The following is a 21,016-nucleotide window of genomic DNA, read 5'->3' as shown; positions in this document are numbered from 1 at the left end:
GGAGAAACTATTCCAAAAGCGCATAGGCCCATCCTGATTACTCATCAAGACCTGCGGGGCCTGTCTCTAGAATCTCGAACCTGAGGTCGCCGCCATAGCGTCACGGCAGCAACACACTTGTCTGCAGCCAAGTAGAAAAAGCACAAAAACAACTTGAGGAAAGCGCTGTGAAGAAAAATAAGCTTGGGCGTCGAATTGCGATTGGCATTGCCTTGGGGGTGCTTGTTGGTTGGGCATGTCACCATTTCGCAGGCAGCGAACAGAGAGCCGAAGAGATAGCGTCTTACTTCTCGCTGGTCACCGACATTTTCTTGCGCATGATCAAAATGATCATTGCCCCGCTGGTGTTCGCCACCCTGGTCGGCGGCATTGCCAGCATGGGCAACTCTCGTTCCGTCGGGCGCATAGGCTTGAGAGCCATGACCTGGTTCGTCACGGCTTCGGTGGTATCCCTGGCTATCGGGATGGGCCTGGTCAACCTGTTTCAACCCGGTGCCGGCCTGAACATGGAGGTGGTCCAGCATGCCGCGAGTCCGGCAATGCTCAACACCGGAGATTTCAGCCTCAAAGTGTTCATCAGCCACGTGTTTCCTCGCAGCATTGCCGAGGCGATGGCCAATAACGAGATCCTGCAAATTGTGGTGTTCTCGCTGTTCTTCGGTTTTGCCCTGGCGGGAGTCAAGCGCGCCGGTTACACCAGGATCGTCGACAGCATTGAAGAGCTGGCCAAAGTGATGTTCAAGATCACCGACTTCGTCATGGGCTTTGCACCCATCGGGGTTTTTGCAGCCATTGCGTCGGCGATTACTACCCAGGGCGTGGGGCTGCTGGTCGATTACGGCAAGCTGATTGCCGAGTTTTATCTGGCAATCCTCATCCTCTGGGCAGTGTTGTTCGGCGCCGGCTACTTTTTTCTCGGCCGCTCGGTATTTACCCTGGGCAAGCTCATTCGTGAACCCGTGCTCCTCGCGTTTTCCACCGCCAGCAGCGAATCCGCGTACCCGAAAACCATGGAGGCACTGGAGAAATTCGGCGCGCCGAAGCGCGTATCCAGCTTCGTACTGCCATTGGGATACTCATTCAACCTCGATGGTTCGATGATGTATCAAGCGTTCGCCATCATGTTCATTGCTCAGGCCTACAACATTGACTTGAGCTTCACACAGCAACTTCTCATCTTGCTGACGCTGATGGTTACCAGCAAGGGCATGGCGGGTGTAGCCCGGGCATCAGTGGTGGTGGTAGCGGCAACCTTGCCCATGTTCAATCTTCCCGAAGCCGGAATTTTGCTGATCCTTGGCATTGATCAGTTTCTGGATATGGCTCGCACCGCCACCAACGTTGTGGGCAACAGCATTGCCACCGCCGTGGTTGCGAAGTCCGAACCCTGTGATGAATCGGCAGAGGAAGCTGACGATGCACAACGCTCACCGGTAAATCCTCAATCCGTATGTCCTGTCCCGGCGGCTTATGGTGTTGCGTCATGAAGAGCAAATCAGCGCCATCCGGGGACGCAGCCACTGTTCGAAAACTTGGCATTGTGGGTGGCCTCGGCTCCCTGGCCGGGGGGGATCTGTTCTACAAGCTGGTCAAGTCCAGGGCCGTGCTTGAGGACCAGGGCCGCTATCACTTCCTGTTCGAGCAGCATCCGTTCAAGGACGTGCTGCTGCCCCTGGACAAGGGCGCGAATATGACATCGCGCAAGTTCTACGTGTTCCAGGTCTGTAAAACTTTTGAAGAAAGTGGCGTAGATGCGGTGATGCTTCCGTGCTTCGCCAGCCATACATTCCGGGCTGAAATTCAGGAAGAACTGAGTATTCCCGTACTCGACATGATGGCTGCCCTGCGCAGTCACATTGACCATATCGCCAAACCTGGCGTCACCCTGGGTATCGTCGCCTCTGACTACGTGCGCCATTGCGGTTTGTTTGAGCGCTATTTTGGCACTGACTTCAAGCTGGTTTATCCCAGCGATGAAGTGCAGTCAGGGCTGATGGCAGCGATGTATGGCGTCAATGGCATCAAGGATGGCTATCTGCACGGGGTACCTCTGGAGTCTGCTTATCAGGCTTGCCTTTCGCTACAGGAACAAGGGGCAAGCATTGTCTTGCCTGGCATGACCGAACTCTCGCTGGTCTGTGGTGATCTGCAGCGACGGGGTATTGCAGTGCTGGATATCAACGAGCTTTATGCCGGTTTCGCGACCCTGAACAAAGGTCAATCGAGTCGCCCCCCCTTCAAACTGGGGATAGTGGGAGGGGTGGGCCCGGCAGCGACGGTCGACTTCATGGCCAAGGTCGTTACACATACACCGGCAGGCCGTGATCAGGAACATATCAAAATGGTGGTCGAGCAAAACCCGCAGATTCCTGATCGCACGGCCAACCTGCTGCATGACGCAACGGATCCGACCATGGCGATGTACGCAACGTGCAAGCGCCTGGAAAGTGCAGGCGCCAATGCGATTGCGATTCCCTGCAATACCGCCCACGCCTTTGTTGAACGTATTCAGGCATACCTGCGGGTCCCCATTGTCAACATGCTGACTGAGACAGTGGACGCCATTGTCCGGCAGTACGGCGCTGGCAAAACAGTCGGCTTGCTGGCGACCTCGGGCACCATAAAAAGCCAGGTCTACCAGGACGCTGCCCGGCGCACCGGACTGCAAATAATTGTCCCCGGCGTCGACTACCAGGCGCTGGTCATGGATTCGATTTATGGCGCGCGCGGGATTAAAGCCGGGTTCACTGAAGGCATCTGTAAAGATCAGCTATTGCTCGCTGCAGAACACTTGTGTGAATCGGGTGCCGAAGTGCTCATCCTCGGCTGTACGGAGCTGCCTCTGGTGCTGGAGCACAGCAAGGCTTACATGATCAACGGCCATCAAGTGGCATTGATAGACCCGACAACCCTCCTGGCAATCAAGTGCATTCAGCTTTCCCGGGAAAACCTGATCCAACGGCAGAGTGTTCCTGCCGGTTAGAGGCCCATACAGTTTGCAGGGGTTGATTCAATTCATGAGGAGGCATGGAAAGCCTCTATAAATCTCGGAAACCACCTGCATCGTTGCCTCTTCAAGGGTTCCTTCATTACGGCATAACACCCAGCCGTGATCTGCAACCCCTTGCTCGAATCCCAGGGTGCAGGCGACATGTTCTTCCAGGTCATGCAGCACGGTGCTGCCCAGCCCCCGGGAACGTGCCGCTGCCCTCGCCCATGAAATTTCAGGGGCGGTCACCACCCCGACATGCAGGTCTGGCACTCGCACGTTGCGATCAAGGTTCAGCTGCACAATTTCTGCAAACGGGACTATTCGGCGAAACGCGGCATCGGACGGGTACCAGCGATCGATCAGGATGATGCTGTCCGCGGGCTGTTTAGTCAGTACGTGCCGGGAAATCCAGGCCCGGCTGTCAGCAAGGCGCTGACAAACCTGCCACTCCAGATCCCGGCCCGGATTTCTGGCGAGTGTGTTCACCAGGGCCATCGTTTCAGCCCTGAAGGGATCGCTTTTTTTCTCGCAAAGGCGGATCACCTTCTGCTTGTCGGCCCGCAACACTTTGGTAATGGCCTCCAGCAGTGTGGTTTTACCGGCCCCCTTGGGGCCATCCAGTGAAACAAACAGCGGACGATTCATTCTTCACATATCGATTGAAAGACGGTTTGTTTTTCGCCCTGGGCGCAGCTGGAGCTGCCAGCTGCGAACAGGGTTGAGGGGCCGATAAACAGGCATTGATGAACACTCTAACCCGATTTGTGGCCAGTGCCCGAAGCTAAACCTGCGGCGTTGTTCAAGCTCAGCTCACTTTGCGCCCTTCAACCGGGTAGGCCGGATCGGTAAAGCCGTGGGTCGAGGCATGACCCGGCACCACCAGGCTATCCACCAGTTTCTCGTCATCCGGCCCCAGTTCCAGCCCTAAAGCCTGCATATAGCCGTCCCAGTGCGCCTCTGTCCGGGGGCCTGCAATCGCTGCGCTGATCAATGTGTTTTTCAGCACCCAGGCAATAGCAAAGGCGACTGAAGTAGTGCCGCGATCGGCCGCATGCCGGGCAATGGTCTGGGCAATTTTCAACGACTCGGGACGCCATTCAGTCTGCTGGATCCGCTTGTCACCGCGCCCTGCCCTGGTATCCGCCGGTGGCGGCACGTCCACCGGGTATTTACCGCTGAGCACGCCCCGTGCAAGGGGGCTGTAAGGCACAACCCCGATGCCGTAATTGCCTGCAACAGGCAGTTGCTCAACCTCGGCAATACGATTGACGATGTTGTACAACGGCTGGCTGACGCTCGGCCGCTGGATGCCCAACGAATCAGCGAGGCGAACCATCTCGGCGATTTTCCAGCCGTGGAAATTGGAAACCCCGTAATAGCGGATCTTGCCCTGGCGAATCAGATCGTCGATTGCGCGCAATCCCTCTTCCATCGGCGCATCACTCAAGGTGCGGTGGAAATACAGAATGTCGATATAGTCGGTGCCCAGGCGTTTGAGGCTGGCCTCGACACTCTGCATGATCCATTTGCGCGACTGCCCCTGTTGATTCGGGCCCGCGTCAGCCGACGACGGGTAACCGAACTTGGTGGCCACTACCCAGTTGTCGCGCTGCGCTGCAATGGAACGGCCGACCACTTCTTCGGAACGCCCGGCGTGGTAAGCATCTGCGGTATCGATGAAGTTGATGCCTGCGGCGCCCGCCTTGTCGATGATGCGCTTGCTGGTAGCCTCATCGGTCTCGCCGCCGAACATCATGGCGCCCAGGCACAAAGGCGATACTTTCAGGGCGCTGCGGCCCAGATAACGGTAATTCATCATCGATCCTCAAAGGCGTTTGCAAGAGCAGTTGATCCTAGACCAGTTCCTGTTACTGATTAAGGTGCAAAAAAGGGATGCGGCTGTGCCAGTGGCACAGCCCTGAGGATCGATACCTGGTCGCATCCGGTCACTGGCTCAAAAGCCCTGAGCCAGGCGCATCGATTCAGGTCTGCCCATGGGTCAACACAGCATGCAGCATGCTTGCAATCAATTCGGGGGAGTCTTCCTCCACCAGGTAGCCCGGTCTTTCCAGCAGCATGGCCCTGGGCAGTGCAGACAGCGTCTGATAAACCAGGAACTCAGCCTTTTGCGGGTCCTTGACCCGGATCTCGCTGGCGAACCGTTGCATCAACGCCGAACTCGCGGTGCTGGTCCACAGCGGTTTGTCCTTGACCACATCCAGTCGCACCAGTTCTTCGTAATGGGTTGAGCGCACGCTGAACGCCGGGTCGAACTGGTTTTTCTTGACGTGGGCGGCCATCACGACTCGCAAGGCCAGCAAAATGCCGTCGCGCAATGTGCTTTGCGCTGGCAGCGCCATGATGTCGCTGAACAGCGCAGTGCGCGCCTCAGACCGGTAATCGTCAAAAATCGCTGCGATCAGTGCATCGATCGTCGGGAAGTACTCATAGATAGAGCTGATTGCCACGCCCGAATCCGCTGCGAGACGCATGGCACTCAAGGCTTCGCGGCCTTCGTTTTCAAGAATCTGGCGCCCGGTCTGTTTTACCGCACTCACCAGTGCAATAGAACGGGGCTGGCGCGGCTCCTTGCGTGGCTGCGCCGGTATTTCTACCTGTATGCCCTGACCGTTTCGGCTTGGTTTGATCATGCGCTGTTTCTCCGGAATGCTGCCTGGCGGGTCAGTCCCGCCAGGCAGCAAGCTGGAGTATGTACGAGCAGGCTCCTTTAGTCAGTGAGTCGTGCGAGTACTGCACGTACCGTCGGTGGAATGGTTACAGGGGTATTGCTGGCCCGATCGACGTAGACATAGACGATATGGGCTGCTGCGCAGGCCAGCGGTTCGTCGTTGCGAAACAGACCCAGTTCGTATCGCGCACTGCTGTTGCCCAGCCGCGATATTTTCATTCCGACACTGATCCGGTCGGGAAAACACAGGGATGAGAAGTACGTGCAGCCTGAATTGACAATCAGCCCGACGACGGGACTGTGGGCGATGTCCAGAGTGCCTTGCTCCACCAGATAGGCCGTGATTGCCGACTCACAGTAAGAGTAATAGACCACATTGTTTACATGCCCATAGGAGTCATGGTCGCCCCAGCGTGTAGGCATCTGGGTAAACCGGCGAAACTCTTCGCGGTGCGCACGTTCGATCTTGTTGCTCACAGAATGCTCCTGTAAATCGCGCGTACGTCTTGCTCACGGACGGGCCGGGGATTATTGCCCAGCAGGCGGGTCTGCTTCATGGCATCAGTCACCAGCAACTCGATATCAGACTCGGTAATGCCCAGGTCGCGCAGGCGGGTCGCCAGCCCCAACTCGCCGGCCAACGCCCCCAGGTAGTCGGCCAGTGCCATGGCTTTTTCCCTGTCACTGCCATTGAGGCCGGGCAGCACAATATCGGCCAGTTGCGCATACAAAGGTGCGACCGCCTCAAGGTTGAAGCGCATCACCGGCCCCAGCACCAGCGCATTGGAAAGCCCGTGGGGCACATGAAAATGTGCGCCAAGGGGATAGGCCAGGGCGTGCACTGCCGCCACCGGTGAGTTGGCGAACGCCATGCCTGCCAGGCATGCGCCGAGCAGCATATTTTCCCGCGCTTGCAGATTGCTGCCGTCCTGGCAGGCCTTGAACAGGCTGGTGGACAACAAACGCAGGGCTTCGCGAGCCAGGCAGTCGGAGATCGGGTTTTTCAGATCCTTGCTGGTGTAGGCCTCGACGGCGTGGACCATGGCATCAATGCCGGTGGCGGCAGTGACATGGGGCGGCAGGCCAAGGGTCAGTTCGGCGTCCAGTATCGCCAGGTCAGGCAGCAGCAGCGGCGAATACACCACGTTTTTCTGACCTTCGCCGGTGGTCACCACCGATACCGGGGTCACCTCCGAGCCCGTCCCTGCCGTGGTGGGCACCAGAATCAACGGCAAGCGCGGGCCTTTGGCCAGGTTAATGCCATAGACCTCAGCCAGGCTCTCACCGCTGCAGGCCAGAAGTGCCACCAGTTTGGCGACATCCAGCGAACTCCCTCCCCCCAGCCCCAGCACACAATCAGCAGTACAGGCTTTGGCCACGTCTACAGCAATCTGAATCACCGACTCCGGCGGGTCGGCCTGTACCTGGGAAAATACCCTGACGGCGACGGGGCTGTTCTCGAAGCTGGCGAGCACGGCATCCAGCAAGCGTGCCGCGATAACCCCGGCATCGGTCACCACCAGTACCGATGTGCAGCCCATGGCCTGTACATGCTCGGCGAGCCGAGTTGCGGCGCCCCGCTCGATGATCATTGAAGCGGTGGTCTGAAATACCATTTTCAACATAAAGGCCTCACAAATTGGTGTGTTGCGTCCAGTTTTTGTTGTTGCTTGCAAAGCACATCACTCAGGGGCAAATGCCCTCACCCGAGCGTGGGGAAAACCCAGTGTATTGCAGCCGGGCCACTGCACAGCGGGCAAAAACAGTCTTCGCCGGGAATCCGGAATCAGTCCTGGAAAGCACCTCGATGAATAGTTTTTTCATGTTTTATATCAGCTAGTTAGGTCGATATATCGATCGCCTGTATACGGAACAAAAGCCCATCCAGTCTGCCCATACTTGAGCCACATCCTCCTCCGGCATTGCCGGTTTACGAGTCGAGTAGCGAGCCAGACCATGCCTACTTCACAGCTGTCGATAGAACAAAAAACCCGGCTATTGCTTAACAGTCCGGCAGAGTTGACCGCCTATTCCCAACAGGCCTGGGACATGCTCCCCCGCGCCGAAATCGACGCGATTCAGCTGTGCGGGTTAAAGCAGCGCTTTGCAATGCTTCGCGACCGGATACCGGTCCTCAAGAAGCTCGCCGATGGCGAAGGCGTGAATCATGTCTTGCACATCAATGACGTGGTTCCTCTGTTGTTCGAGCACACCGTGTACAAGTCGTACCCGCCGTCGCTCCTGGAAAAACGTAACTTTGGCCAAATCAACAAGTGGCTGGGCAAGCTCGTCACCTCAGAGCTTGCCCAGGCCATTGCGGCGGTCAACGTCAGTGGCTGTGAGGGGCTGGACGACTGGTTCGAAGTCATGGACGAGGCCGTGCCGCAACTGCGCATCAGCCACACTTCCGGTACGTCCGGGACCCTCTCGTTCCTGCCCCACGCCGTGCGTGAATGGGAGAAATTTGCCCAGCTACGCAAAATGAATGTGCACAACATGCAGGGGTCGGATACGCCCCTGCCCGACCTGCACACCATTTACCCGTACTACCGCAAGGGCTACCTGAGCCATGTGCGGGTCCACGAAGCGATGATTCCAGCGTTGCTGGGGCACGAATCAAGGTTTCATGCGGCATACCCGGCCACCCTCAGTAGCGATGTGCTTCATCTTGGCGCCAGGCTGCGTGCAGCACAGTCCAAGGGCACCCTTGATCGTCTGGAAATCAGCCCGCAACTGCAGGCCAAGAAGCAGGCCTTTGACCAGTTGCAGGCCGAAATGCCGCAGCACCTGGCGGCTTTTTTTGATCAGATGTCCACTGAACTCCGGGGCAAGCGGGTATACATCGCTGCAACCTGGAACCTGTTGCACAGCATGGCCAAAGCAGGCCTGGAGCGTGGCCTTGAAGCTGTGTTCGACCCTGATTCATTTATCCATACCTCGGGGGGTGGCAAGGGCGTGGTGCAACCCGAAGGGTGGCGCGATGACGTGCTGCGGTTCACCGGGGCCCGGCGGATCAATGAGTCCTATGCAATGTCCGAAGTCGTCGGCGGCGCCCACCCGCGCTGTGAAGCCGGGCACTTCCACTTTGCCCCCACGGTCATCCCTTACCTGCTTGACCCGCAAACCAGCCGGCCACTGCCCCGCCATGGCCGCGTAACCGGCCGCGCGGCGTTCTTTGACCTCGGCGCGGAGATCCGCTGGGGCGGTTTTATCACCGGCGACGAGATCACCATCGAGTGGGACCAACCCTGCGCGTGCGGCCGACCCAGCTACTACGTGGTCGGGGCCATTCAGCGTTACAGCGAACTGACTGGCGGCGACGACAAGATCACCTGTGCCGCCACAGAAGACTCTCATCGCCAGGCGATGGACTTTCTCAATACCCTGGAGGGCTAACCCCATGAACAAGCCTGTTGCGCCAATGATCATTCGCGGTCAGATCATCACCGACAACCTGATCGACGTGGGTGGCCGGGGCGGTGATCTGATCTTTCGCACCCCTGATGCACACTGCTACATCGACCAGTTGCCGCTGGGCAATCCGGCCAGACTGGCCGACCTGTACAGCCTCACATTCGAAGATATCCTGGAGTACGCCCAGGCCCTCGGTGAACGCCTGGAGTTCGACACCAATCCCTACCTGCAGGAAGCCTGCGAGCTGTCTTACCTGACCGCCCCGGTGACCCCGACAATGGTCAAAAGCAGCTATATGGGACTGCGCCATATGCTCACTCGAGAAGCGATCACCGAGCAGGTAGAGCTGTCCGTGGGCATCAAATACCTTGAAGGCTGGGTCAGGCAGCGCTTGATCGACGGCACCGAGCTGGAAGTACGCTGCTTCGGCGCCCGCACCCTGCATATCGTCGCGGGCAATGCGACCGGGCTATCGCTGCTGACCATCATCCGCAATATGGTGTTGCGCAGCGATGCGATCATCAAAGCGCCTTCCAATGATCCGTTCACGGCATTGGCCATCGCTCGCACCATGGTCGACATGGCGCCTGACCATCCGCTGACCAGGCACTTGAGTGTCGCGTACTGGAAAGGTGGCGATCAGGCTTTTGAGGAGCGTCTTTACCAGCCTCAGAACCTGGAAAAAATCGTCGCGTGGGGCGGTTTTGCCTCAATGAAGCATGTCACGCGCTATATCCAGCCGGGTCTTGAACTGATTTCCCTGGATCCCAAACGCAGCGCCAGCATCATCGGCAAGGCCACTTTCGACAGTGAGCAAAGCATGCGTGAGGCCGCCGTGCGCCTGGCCTGCGACATTGGCGCGCTAAACCAGAAGGCCTGTGTGTGCGCCCGCGTGGTCTATGTACAGAGCGGTACCGATGAGGCCGGCCTGGCGCAGTTGAACACCTTCGGCCGCTATGTTTACGACGCCATGCAGACCCTGCCCAATACCATCAGTACCGCGCCCAAAAGTTACGACCCGGGCCTCAAGGCCGAAGTCGATGCACTGCGCCTGAGTGATGACTGGTATCAAGTGATTGGCGGAAAGGACGGCGAAGGTTCGGTGATCTGTTCCCAGCTGGCGGAGCCGGTGTCCTTTGCTGCACGTCTGGACGATCGCACAGCCAACCTGGTGCCCGTTGACGAGCTGAGCGAAATGCTCGAAGCGGTGGATGCCTATACCCAGACAGTTGGCGTCTACCCGGAAAGTATCAAGGACGAGCTCAAGGACATATTGCCCTTGTATGGTGCCCAGCGAATTGTCTCGCTGGGCTACGCCGCAGGGCTCAAATGGGCCGGTCCCCAGGATGCCATCGAGCCGCTGCGGCGAATGGGCAAGTGGATCGTCAACCAGATTGCTTCACCGCAAACCAGCCCGGCTCCCTGGCTACGCCCCTCGATCTAACCACCACAGCCTCCACAGTCAAGGCTGTGGGGGCCTGTCGATTTTCACAGGACATTGCCATGACTACTTGCCTGGGTTTTGCTGCTCTGGATGCACATTGCGCTCTTACCCCGTTTCGCTTCCAGCGGCGGGCCTTGCGCGATGATGACATTGCCATCGCGATCGCTTTTTGCGGTGTGTGCCACTCCGATGCTCATCAGGTTCACAACGACTGGAACAACACGGTTTATCCCTGCGTGCCGGGCCACGAAATTGTGGGCTATGTCACAGACACAGGCCCCAAGGTGAGCCGCTTCAAAGTCGGTGACCGGGTGGCTGTCGGTTGTCAGGTTGACAGTTGCCTGCAGTGCGCACCCTGCGCCGAGCATCAAGAACAACTCTGTGTCCACGGCCCTACGACCACCTATAACGGCAAAGACCGGCAGACCGGCGAGATCACCTATGGCGGCTATGCCGAACATATTGTGGTTCGTGAGCCGTTTGTGCTGCGCATGCCGGAAAATCTTGATCCGCGCTACGCAGCCCCTTTGTTGTGCGCGGGCATCACCGTCTGGAACCCTATGCGCCGCTACGGCGTGGGCAAAGGGTCGAAGGTTGCGGTGGTCGGGCTTGGCGGGCTGGGGCATATGGCCGTAAAACTGGCCACAGCCCTGGGCGCCGATGTCACCGTGATTACCACCTCGGCCGGCAAGGCGGATGACGCCCGCGCCCTGGGCGCCAGGCAGGTGCTGCTCTCCAGTGATACGCCAGGGATGGCCAAAGCGGCCAATTCATTTGAATTCATCATCGACACCATTCCTCGCCGGCACGACGTCAACCCCTACCTGATGCTGCTGGGACGCAACGGAGTGCTGGTGCTGGTGGGCGCCATAGAACCGCTGGAGCCCATTCATGGCGGCTTGCTGATACGCAATAACCGCAGTCTGGTGGGCTCGCTGATCGGCGGAATTCAGGCGATTCAGGAATTGCTGGATTTCTGCGCCGAACATCAGGTCCTGCCCGACTGCGAAATGATTGCCATGCAGGACATCAACAGCGCTTTTGAGCGCTTGCAGAGCAACGATGTGAAATACCGTTTCGTGATCGATATGAGCACCTTGCATGACGTTGCCTCTTTGTCTTCAAAGGAGGCGCCATGAGTGCCCTGATCCACTTTCAGGTAGACCGGCAACTGGCCCTGATCGGCCTGGCCCATGCCCCCGTCAATGCCCTAGGCCAGAGGCTGCGCAGCGAACTGCTGCAGGCCATCGAGCGTGCAGTGGCCGACGGGGAGGTACGGGCAATCATTGTCTACGGTCACGGCGTGCCCTTTGGTGCGGGGGCGGATATCAATGAGTCCGGTACTCTGGCGCCATTCGCCAGCCCCTCCCTGGGCGATGTACTGCTGCGCATGACGCAATTGAACAAGCCGCTGATTGCCGCAATCAGTGGCATGGCGCTGGGGGGCAGCCTGGAACTGGCACTTGCCTGTGGCTATCGCATCAGTGAGCCGGGTGCCCGTTTCGCCCTGCCGCAAATCAACCTGGGGTTGATTCCCGGTGCCGGTGGTACTCAGCGTTTGCCGCGCCTGGTAGGCGCTGTGCAAGCTCTGGAAATGATCCTCTACGGGCGGCCCGTCAATGCTCGGCATGCACTGCAAGCCGGTCTGCTCGATCGCCTGGCCCAAAGCCCCGAGACCTTGCTCGCTGAGGCCAGTGAATGGGCCCATGAACTGCTTGCGGCCCAGGCACCTGCCCAACCGTCACCGCCATGGCCCGACCCGGCCAGCGAACTGCCTGCGCATTATTTCCAGCAATACCGCAGCGCCAATAAGCATCGCTGGCAAGGTCAGCCAGCCCCGCAACAGGCGCTGGCGGCCCTTGAAGCCGCCTGCAATTTACCGCTGGCCGAAGGGTTGGCGTTCGAGGCCGGGCTGTTCCGGCAGCTCGAGGGATCAAGCCAGTCCGAGGCTTTGCGCCACGTTCATGCTGCCGAGGGCGACCTCGGCACACAGCCCGGGGTAAACCTGCAGACGCCGATTCGTCCCGTTCACCGGGTAGCGATCATTGGCGCAGGTACCATGGGCGGCGGGATTGCCATGTGTTTTGCCAACGCCGGAATTCCGGTCGCTTTGCTGGAGCTCAAGGCTGAGGCGCTGGACCACGGCTTGAGGCAGATTCGCACTAATTATCAGACTGGCGTCAAACGCGGAAAACTGACCGAGGCGCAACTGGAACAGCGCATGGAACTGCTGCACGGCACCCTCGACTATGCCGAGATCAGTGATGCTGACCTGGTCATCGAAGCGGTATTCGAAAGCCTGGCCATCAAGCAGCAGGTCTTCCGCACCCTGGACGAAGTGTGCAAACCGGGGGCAATCCTGGCCAGTAACACCTCGACCCTGGACGTGGATGCCATCGCTGCGGTCACTCGACGCCCGCAAGACGTGATTGGCCTGCACTTCTTCAGCCCGGCGAATGTCATGCGTCTGCTTGAAGTGGTTCGCGGGCAAGCCACCGCAGCCGATACCCTGGCAACCACGCTGAGCATCGCCGCCCGTATCGGCAAAATCCCGGTGGTGTCCGGGGTGTGCTTTGGCTTTATTGGCAACCGCATGCTCGAGCCCTACTCCCGGGAAGCCCATCGCCTGCTGCTGGAAGGCGCAACCGTAGCCCAGATAGACAAGGTGCTGACTGATCTGGGGCTGGCCATGGGGGTGCTGGCCATGCATGACCTGGCCGGGATCGACGTCAGCTACCTGATCCGCGAGGCGCGGCGCGAGCAGATCCGGCAGGACCCGGGCTACTGCAAAATCGCCGACGCGCTGTATGACCTGGGGCACTACGGGCAAAAAACCGCCTGTGGCTTCTACCTCTATCAGGGCCGAGAACCCGTGGAGAATCCGGAGTTGACTGCTCTGGCTGAAAATATCGCCTGGGGCCTGGGGATCACCCGGCGTGTCATCAGCAATCAGGAAATCCATGATCGCTGCATGTTCATGCTTATCAACGAAGGGATTGCGCTGCTGGATGAAGGTATCGCGCAACGCAGCGGTGATATCGATCTGGTATGGATCAACGGCTATGGCTTCCCGGCCTGGCGAGGCGGCCCCTTGCACTATGCCCGGACCCTTGGCCTGGATGTGGTGCTTGAGGGAATCCGCCACTATCGCCAGAGCCTGGGCGCTTATGGGCAGATGTGGTTCCAGCCGGCGCCGCTGTTGGAGCGTCTGGTTGCCGCGGGTAAAACCCGGATTGAAGTGATCTGAGCCAAACTGCAACAAGGAGCCGGGGGCGGTGATTGCCGTAGATGGCGAGCATCTGCCCCCCGCCAAGGTAACGCCCCTGCGCCGTGGCACAGGGGCTTTTTGCGTCAGGTCAACAGGCTTTCGCGGATCAGCTTTTTGTTGATCTTGCCCACACTGGTCTTGGGAATTTCAACCACAAAGTCGAACTGTTTGGGTATCGCCCATTTGTTGATGCGGCCACAGGCCACGAACTGCTGCAGGTGGACCTCAAGCATGGGTTGATCGACGTACTGCCCGGGCTCGCATACCACCAGGGCCATCGGCCGTTCGCCCCACTGCTCATCCGCTACACCCACCACGGCCACCGCTATCACCGACGCGTGTTCACTGATCAGGTTCTCCAGATCCAGGGAACTGATCCACTCGCCGCCGGTTTTAATCACATCCTTGATCCGGTCTTTGATTTCCACCCGGCCCTGGGGGTCGATGGAGGCCAGGTCGCCGGTGTGCAGCCAGCCGTCCTGCCACAGTTCGGCGCCTTTTTCAGGTTCCTTCAAATAGCCCTGGGTCAGCCAGGGTGCACGCACCACGATTTCGCCCAAAGACTCTCCATTGTGGGCAACGGCATGGCCGCTGCCATCGATGATCTTCAGGTCGACCATCGGTATCGGCATTCCGGTTTTAATGCGCTGGCTGAGTCGGGTTTGCGTGGAGTGCTCAATTTCTGCTGCGTTCAGGTAGCTGGTGCAGAGCATCGGGCAGGTTTCTGACATACCGTACCCGCTGTGTACCTGAATGCCTTTGGCGCTCGCCTGGCTGGCGATTGCCAGGGTCAGGGCGCTGCCACCCAGAAGCATTTTCCAGCTGTCAAAGCGGGTATTAACCGCCTCCTCGCAACTCAGGATCATTTGTAGAACTGTGGGCACGCAATGGGAGAACGTGACCTTTTCTTCCCGGAACAGCCTGACCAGACTGTTGGGTTCGTAACGGCCGGGGTACACCTGCTTGATCCCCATCAGCGTCGCCACATAAGGCACCCCCCAGGCATGCACGTGGAACATCGGCGTGATCGGCATATAAACGTCATCGGAACGTACCAGCGGCAAGCTCTGGTAACTGCCCATGGCTCCCACGGCATTCAAGGTATGCAGCACCAACTGACGATGGGTGAAATACACACCTTTAGGGGCACCTGTGGTGCCCGTGGTGTAGAAAATCGTCGCCACCGAATTTTCGTCAAAGTCGGGGAAATCGTAATCGGTAGCCGCCTGCGCCAGCAGGCTTTCATATTCGCCCAACAGCGGCAGGTCGGTGCGCCGAGGCTGGTCGTCAGTGAGGCGGATAAAGCCTTTGACCCTGGTCAGAGCGGGTTGGATCTGCTCAATCAAGGGCAAGAAATCATCATGCACCAGCACCAGGTCGTCCTCGGCGTGATTCATGGTGTAGAGCACCTGATCCGGAGAAAGGCGAATGTTGACCGTGTGCAGCACTGCGCCAATCATGGGCACCGCAAAAAAACATTCCAGGTAGCGGTGGCTATCCCAGTCAAGCATGGCGACCGTATCCCCGGCCTTGACTCCGGCAGCGGTCAGGGCGTTGGCCAGTCGGTGGATACGCTGGTTCAGGGTCTTGTAGCTGTAACGCAGTTTGTCGGCGTAGACGATTTCATTGCCCGGCTCATAGCGAGCGCCCGACAGTAGCAGGCGCTTGATCAATAGCGGGTAGGTATAGGCGCCATCTGCTGGTGGAATTATTTTTGTTTTAAGCATTATGGAAATTCCTGATTCTTTATTTAGACGTGCCTCAGAACTGCACGGCATCCAGCAGATAGAGACTTTCGCTGCCCGACTTGACCGATGAACTCAGTGATTCAATGCGTGGCAGCAGGCGGGCAAAGTAAAAACGTGCGGTGCCCAGCTTGCTGGCGTAAAAATCATCTTCGGTGTGTTTTTCCAGGGCCACCTGGGCCATACGCGCCCACAGGTAGGCGTAGGCGGTGTAGCCGAACACTTGCAGGTATTCGACTGAGGCCGCGCCCACTTCATTCGGGTTGTTCCGGGCCCGGTCCAGTAACCAGGCGGTCAGCTCGTCGAGGTTGTCCACGGCCGCGTTGAGCGGCTTGGTGAACTCGGCCAGGTCAGCACTGGCGGTTGCGCTGAACTGGCGAATTTCATCGGCAAACAGCCGGTACAGTGCCCCGCCACTGCCGACAATCTTGCGCCCTGTCAGGTCCAGCGCCTGAATGCCATTGGTGCCTTCGTAGATCTGGGTGATCCGCACGTCACGTACAAGTTGTTCCTGGCCCCACTCGCGGATATAGCCATGGCCGCCGAAAATCATCTGCCCGTGCAGAGTGGCTTCCAGGCCCATGTCGGTGAGAAACGCCTTGGCAACCGGAGTCAGCAACGACACCAGTTGTTCTGCTCGCAGCCGGGCGGGCGGGTCCTGACTGTATTTGGCGGTGTCCAGTTGCAGGGCCACATAACTGGAGAAGGCTCGTCCGCCTTCGTTCAGGGCCTTCATGGTCAGCAGCATGCGTCGCACATCCGGGTGCACGATAATTGGATCGGCGACCTTTTCGCTATTCTGTGCGCCCGTCGGGGCGCGGCTTTGCAGGCGCTCACGGGCATAGTCGATGGCACTTTGATAAGAGCGTTCGCCCTGCGCCAGGCCTTGAATGCCGACACCCAGCCGCTCGTAATTCATCATGGTGAACATCGCCGCCAGCCCTTTGTTGGGCGCATCGACCAGCCAGCCGGTCGCCTGGTCGAAGTTCATCACGCAGGTCGCGGACGCCTTGATGCCCATCTTGTGTTCGATGGAGCCGCAAGACAGTGAATTGCGCTCGCCCAGCGTCCCGTCGGCATTGACCAGTATCTTGGGCACCAGAAACAGTGAAATGCCTTTTGGCCCGGCGGGTGCATCCGCCAGTCTGGCCAGTACCAGGTGAATGATGTTCTCGGTCAGGTCATGCTCACCGCCGGTGATGAAAATCTTGCTGCCGCTGATGGCATAACTGCCATCGTCCCGGGGCTCGGCTCTGGTACGCAACAGGCCCAGATCGGTGCCGGCATGGGCCTCGGTCAAGCACATGGAGCCGCTCCAGAGGCCGGCATACATGTTGGGCAGGTACTTTTCTTTCAGCGCTTCGCTGGCATGGGCATTGAGCGACAGGCAGGCGCCGGCGGTGAGCATCGGGTAGAGACCGAACGACAGGTTGGCCGCGTTGACCATTTCTTCAACCTGGGCACTGATGGCCTTGGGCATGCCCATGCCGCCGTAACGCGGGTCGCCGCCCAGACCGACCCAGCCACCTTCAGCGAAAGTCTGATAGGCCGCCTGAAACCCCTCGGGCGCCTGCACTGCGCCATTGTTCCAGGCGCAGCCTTGCTCATCCCCTTTCTGGCGCAGCGGGGCGATGATCCCGGCGCTGATCTTACCCGCCTCTTCCAGGATGGCGGCAGCGGTCTCTTCATCCACGACCCCGGACATGCCGGGCAGTCGGTCCCACAACCGGGACACCTGGAAAACCTCATTGAGCACGAAGCGCATGTCGCGCAGGGGAGCTTTGTAGTCAGACATGGTTGGCTTACTCAGTCAGTGACAGGGCACGACGCATGCCCTGTTTTTTGGGGTTGTCGGTCTCGCTGAGGTGTACCGCCGGCTCGTCGGGGGCAGTACGACGACTCAGCGCAGGACCGCGCAACAGGAAGTACGACAGGGCAGGAATGAGAATCAGCGCGCCAAGCATGTTCCACAGGAACATGAAGGTCAGCAGGATGCCCATGTCTGCCTGGAATTTGATCGGTGACCAGACCCAGCTCACCACCCCTGCCGCCAGGGTGATGCCCACCAGCCCCACGACCCGGCCGGTGAATGACACCGCTTTACGGTAGGCATCGGACAGTGACAGGCCCTGACGCTGGTGATGCAGCTGCACGCTGAGCAAGTACAGCGCGTAATCCACGCCGATCCCCACACCCAAGGCAATCACCGGCAAGGTGGCAACCTTCACCCCGATGCCCATGACCACCATCAACGCTTCGCAGAGGATTGAGGTCAGCACCAGCGGCAGCAAGGCCACCAGCGTGGCCCGCCAACTGCGGAAGGTAATCAGGCAGAACAGGGTCACCGCGGCGTAGACATAAAGCAGCATGGTGCGGTTGGCTTCGCGCACCACGATATTGGTCGCCGCTTCTATGCCGGCAGTACCGGCTGCCAGCAGGAACTGACGCTGCGGGGTGCTGTTTTCCCTGGCGAATTTGTCGGCAATGGCCACGACGGCGTCCAGGGTCTCGGCCTTGTGGTCTTTGAGAAAAGCGATCACGGGCATCAGCGAACAATCGGTGTTGAACAACTCCGGGGAATTCACCGAAGCCTGCTGGGCGGCATAGTTGAGCACGTCCTGGTTGCGCTGGATGCTGTTGAGCTTGGGATTGCCTTCATAGGAACCGGCAGTGATCTGGCGTACCGCGTTTACCAGCGAAGAAGTGGCCTGCACCCCAGGGGACTGCTGCAGCTCCCATGCCAGACGATCGGCAAGAATCAGTGTCTGGTAGTTCAGGCAACCTTCCGGGGCGGTTTTTATCATGACCGCAAACAGATCGCTGGACAGCGCGTAATGGCGGGTGATGTAGGCGTTGTCGAGGTTGTAGCGCGAGTCTGCGCGCAGCTCCGGGGCACCGCTGTCAAGGTCGCCTATTTTCAGTTGCAGGCTGACCACAAAACCAATGCCCCCCATAAGCAGCGCCACCAGCACCGCACCGGTTGCCCACTTGCCAGTGGTGAAGCGGTCCAGCAGGTCCCACATTTTGCCGAAGCCTTTATGGCCGGTGGCCCGGGTTTCGATTTCAAGGGCCCGCTCGGCGGCTTTACGGCCCACACCGATATAAGACAGCGCGACGGGCATTAACAGCAAAGAAGTAAATATCAGGACTGCGACCCCGATGCTGGCAGTGATTGCCAGGTCCTGTATCACCGGAATATCGATCAGCATCAGCACGGCGAAGCCCACTGCATCGGCCAGCAGGGCTGTAACACCGGCAATGAACAGACGGCGAAAGGTATAGCGGGCGGCAATCAATTTGTGTGTGCCGCGGGCGATGTCCTGCATGATGCCGTTCATTTTCTGTGCCGCATGGGACACGCCGATGGCGAAGATCAGGAAAGGCACCAGCACCGAGTAGGGATCAATGGCATAGCCCAGCCAGGCAATAATGCCCAGCTGCCAGACCACTGCAATCAGCGAGCAGCCCACCACCAGCAAGGTGCTGCGAATACAGCGGGTGTAGAGGTAGATGATGATCAGGGAAGTGACCACCGCCAGCCCGAAAAACATCATGACCTGAATCAAGCCGTCGATCAGATCGCCCATCAGCTTGGCGAACCCTATGACCCGCACCTTGTACTGGCCTTTGCCCTCCTCCCCGGCCTTGCGTGCAGCGCTGTCACCGGCGAATTCGATCTTGTCCCGCAGTTGTTCTTCAAGCAAACGCGAGAATTGCTGATAGTTGACGCCCTTGCCCGTGGCGGAGGTCTTGTCCAGCAGCGGTACGATCAACATGCTGGATTTGTAGTCACTGGCCACCAGACTGCCGACGATCCCGGCCCGGCTGATGTTCTGGCGCAGTTGTGCGATGTCTGCGGGCGAGCCTTGATAAGTGCCGGGCATCACCGGGCCGCCCTGAAAGCCTTCCTCGGTGACTTCGGTCCAGCGTACACCGGGGCTCCATAACGACTTCATCCAGGCCCGGTCAACCCCTTCAGTGATGAACAGCTGGTCGTTGACCTGTTTGAGGACTTCAAGGTAACCGGGATCGAAAATGTCGCCCCGGGTGTTCTCCACCACCACCCGTACCGAGTTCCCCAGCCCGCGTAACGACTGGCGGTTTGCCAGGTAGTTCTGGATGTACGGCTGGCTCTGAGGAATCATTTTTTCGAAGCTGGGTCGCAGTTCCAGGCGCGTCAACGCCATATAACCCAGGAGCACGGTGACCAGTGCCATCAGTAGCATGAACAGTGGGCGGTAGTTGAACACCAGCCGCTCCAACAGGTTGCCGGAGTGGCGGTCGAAGTCCCGCAGATCGCGGATCACCGGCATGGTGTCTTGCTTGATATTGCCCATGTCTGGGTACTCGCTCTAATTGTTCTATGGCTTATTCGCCGGCCAGTGCCTGTGCACCACGGCTACCCACTACCACCAGCGAGCCATTGGCAGCCAGGGTGGCTCCGGCCACGGGGGCTATGTCCTGCTGCGCCAACAGGTGTAATCGCGGGCTGTCGGCCTGACTGAGCAACGCGTGCCCGGCCTGGGTGAACAGTTCGTACTGCCCCTGGGGATTGACGACGGCGGCTGTAATGCTGACTTGCAGGTCACTGCTGAGCGGACTCCAGTGCGCGCCGCCATCGCTGCTGCGCAACACATTGCCCCGCAGGCCGTAGACGATGACCTCGCCGGGTTTGCCGATAACCCCGAAAAAACTGCCCTGATAGGGTGTGTGGATGGCCGCGAAACGCTGCGCGGTTTCATCCCATTTCAGCACCAGCCCCTGCTCACCGGCGATGTACAGCGCGTCGCCGGTGGACGCTATGGCGTTGAGGTGAAAGCCCTGGGGGTTGTCGGTGCGGTCCTGAAAAGGGGTCCAGCTGTGGCCTCCGTCTTCGGTACGCAGGATCAGGTTGAACACGCCGACCACATAACCCAGCCTGTCGTTGGCGAACCACACATCGAGCAGCGGTTTGTCGGCGCCTTCTGCCGCCAGACGCTGACCTTCTGCAACCAGTAATGGCCATTGCTCATTGCCGGGCTCGGCTATGGCCAGAGCGGTGTAATGCTTGATCAGCAAGTCACCGATCTGGCGCCCGTCCAATTGCTTGCGCCAGGTGACCCCAGCGTCACTGCTGTGCAGCACGACACCATCGTTACCCACCGCCCAGCCCTGTGTCGCAGATGGAAAATACACCGCACTCAGATCACTGCTCAGGGGCACGCTGGCCTGGGTCCATTGCTTGCCAGCATCATCGGAATAAAGAATATGGCCACGCTGTCCCACGCTCACCAGACGCTCACCTGCACGGGTGATACCCACCAGCGGGCTGCGTACGGATAACGCGCTGGGTGCCGATGGCAGGTCCAGAACATCCACATAACTGGCGGCATGCGCGCCACCGGGCACCAGCGCCAGCAGTGGCAACAGCAGCGCCAGTTCGAACTTTTTAAGCAAACCCATACCGCACCTTCCATGAAAACAA

The 21,016-nt window shown here is 59.0% G+C and carries 15 protein-coding genes; 6 read left to right on the top strand and 9 right to left on the bottom strand.

The features are described from left to right. Window positions 1-167 precede the first annotated feature (167 nt). Window positions 168-1,487 (top strand): dicarboxylate/amino acid:cation symporter, encoded by a 1,320-nt coding sequence (locus JQ848_RS11940; protein ID WP_202210737.1) that lies wholly within the window; start codon window positions 168-170, stop codon window positions 1,485-1,487. After that, window positions 1,484-2,983, top strand: a complete 1,500-nt coding sequence (gene cuyB / locus JQ848_RS11935) for a cysteate racemase (protein WP_127195385.1) — start codon at window positions 1,484-1,486, stop codon at window positions 2,981-2,983. Before JQ848_RS11940 ends, cuyB begins: the two co-directional genes overlap by 4 nt. Window positions 2,984-3,010: 27 nt before the next feature. Here cuyB and JQ848_RS11930 read toward each other — a convergent pair whose 3' ends face one another. The 5 genes from JQ848_RS11930 to JQ848_RS11910 all read right to left on the bottom strand — a co-directional run bounded on the left by JQ848_RS11930 (window position 3,011) and on the right by JQ848_RS11910 (window position 7,306). After that, on the bottom strand, window positions 3,011-3,637 hold the full coding sequence (locus JQ848_RS11930; protein ID WP_202210736.1) for a dTMP kinase: 627 nt from the start codon (window positions 3,635-3,637) through the stop codon (window positions 3,011-3,013). 160 nt (window positions 3,638-3,797) lie between these two features. Further along, window positions 3,798-4,808 (bottom strand): aldo/keto reductase, encoded by a 1,011-nt coding sequence (locus JQ848_RS11925; protein ID WP_202210735.1) that lies wholly within the window; start codon window positions 4,806-4,808, stop codon window positions 3,798-3,800. A 166-nt stretch (window positions 4,809-4,974) separates the two neighbouring features. Beyond that, window positions 4,975-5,643: a TetR/AcrR family transcriptional regulator gene (locus JQ848_RS11920; protein ID WP_202210734.1), complete on the bottom strand. Its 669-nt coding sequence runs from the start codon at window positions 5,641-5,643 to the stop codon at window positions 4,975-4,977. A gap of 77 nt (window positions 5,644-5,720) precedes the next feature. Continuing rightward, window positions 5,721-6,158 carry an acyl-CoA thioesterase gene (locus JQ848_RS11915; protein ID WP_202210733.1) on the bottom strand — a complete coding sequence of 146 codons (438 nt, stop codon included), beginning with the start codon at window positions 6,156-6,158 and terminating at the stop codon, window positions 5,721-5,723. Continuing rightward, on the bottom strand, window positions 6,155-7,306 hold the full coding sequence (locus tag JQ848_RS11910) for an iron-containing alcohol dehydrogenase (RefSeq protein WP_202210732.1): 1,152 nt from the start codon (window positions 7,304-7,306) through the stop codon (window positions 6,155-6,157). The genes JQ848_RS11915 and JQ848_RS11910 overlap by 4 nt, the downstream gene beginning before the upstream one ends. A 331-nt stretch (window positions 7,307-7,637) precedes the next feature. Between JQ848_RS11910 and JQ848_RS11905 the strand changes: the two genes are divergently transcribed. The 4 genes from JQ848_RS11905 to JQ848_RS11890 are packed head-to-tail and all read left to right on the top strand — an operon-like array spanning window position 7,638 to window position 13,786. Further along, window positions 7,638-9,077, top strand: coding sequence for a phenylacetate--CoA ligase family protein (locus JQ848_RS11905; protein ID WP_161718697.1), 1,440 nt, complete (start codon window positions 7,638-7,640; stop codon window positions 9,075-9,077). Window positions 9,078-9,081: 4 nt separating this feature from the next. Beyond that, window positions 9,082-10,539, top strand: a complete 1,458-nt coding sequence (locus tag JQ848_RS11900; protein ID WP_161718695.1) for an acyl-CoA reductase — start codon at window positions 9,082-9,084, stop codon at window positions 10,537-10,539. A gap of 59 nt (window positions 10,540-10,598) precedes the next feature. Beyond that, a complete protein-coding gene (locus JQ848_RS11895) occupies window positions 10,599-11,678 on the top strand; it encodes an NAD(P)-dependent alcohol dehydrogenase (RefSeq protein ID WP_003445571.1) in 1,080 nt (359 codons plus the stop codon). Further along, complete coding sequence (locus tag JQ848_RS11890) at window positions 11,675-13,786, top strand: 3-hydroxyacyl-CoA dehydrogenase NAD-binding domain-containing protein (protein WP_202210731.1); 2,112 nt, start codon at window positions 11,675-11,677, stop codon at window positions 13,784-13,786. The genes JQ848_RS11895 and JQ848_RS11890 overlap by 4 nt, the downstream gene beginning before the upstream one ends. Before the next feature lie 104 nt (window positions 13,787-13,890). Here the strand turns inward: JQ848_RS11890 and JQ848_RS11885 are convergent, their stop codons facing one another. The 4 genes from JQ848_RS11885 to JQ848_RS11870 are packed head-to-tail and all read right to left on the bottom strand — an operon-like array spanning window position 13,891 to window position 20,994. Then, window positions 13,891-15,534: a fatty acid--CoA ligase gene (locus JQ848_RS11885; protein ID WP_010656494.1), complete on the bottom strand. Its 1,644-nt coding sequence runs from the start codon at window positions 15,532-15,534 to the stop codon at window positions 13,891-13,893. Window positions 15,535-15,568: 34 nt separating this feature from the next. Continuing rightward, complete coding sequence (locus tag JQ848_RS11880; RefSeq protein ID WP_161718691.1) at window positions 15,569-17,347, bottom strand: acyl-CoA dehydrogenase C-terminal domain-containing protein; 1,779 nt, start codon at window positions 17,345-17,347, stop codon at window positions 15,569-15,571. A gap of 7 nt (window positions 17,348-17,354) precedes the next feature. Continuing rightward, on the bottom strand, window positions 17,355-19,889 hold the full coding sequence (locus JQ848_RS11875) for an efflux RND transporter permease subunit (RefSeq protein ID WP_202210730.1): 2,535 nt from the start codon (window positions 19,887-19,889) through the stop codon (window positions 17,355-17,357). Window positions 19,890-19,920: 31 nt separating this feature from the next. Then, window positions 19,921-20,994 (bottom strand): WD40/YVTN/BNR-like repeat-containing protein, encoded by a 1,074-nt coding sequence (locus JQ848_RS11870; protein WP_161718689.1) that lies wholly within the window; start codon window positions 20,992-20,994, stop codon window positions 19,921-19,923. Window positions 20,995-21,016 lie beyond the last annotated feature (22 nt).

The sequence above is a fragment of the Pseudomonas paraversuta genome (assembly GCF_904067025.1).
Taxonomy (GTDB): Bacteria; Pseudomonadota; Gammaproteobacteria; order Pseudomonadales; family Pseudomonadaceae; genus Aquipseudomonas; species Aquipseudomonas paraversuta.
The sequence above is the reverse complement of the archived record's forward strand: the minus strand, read 5'-3'. Positions and strand labels throughout refer to the sequence as shown.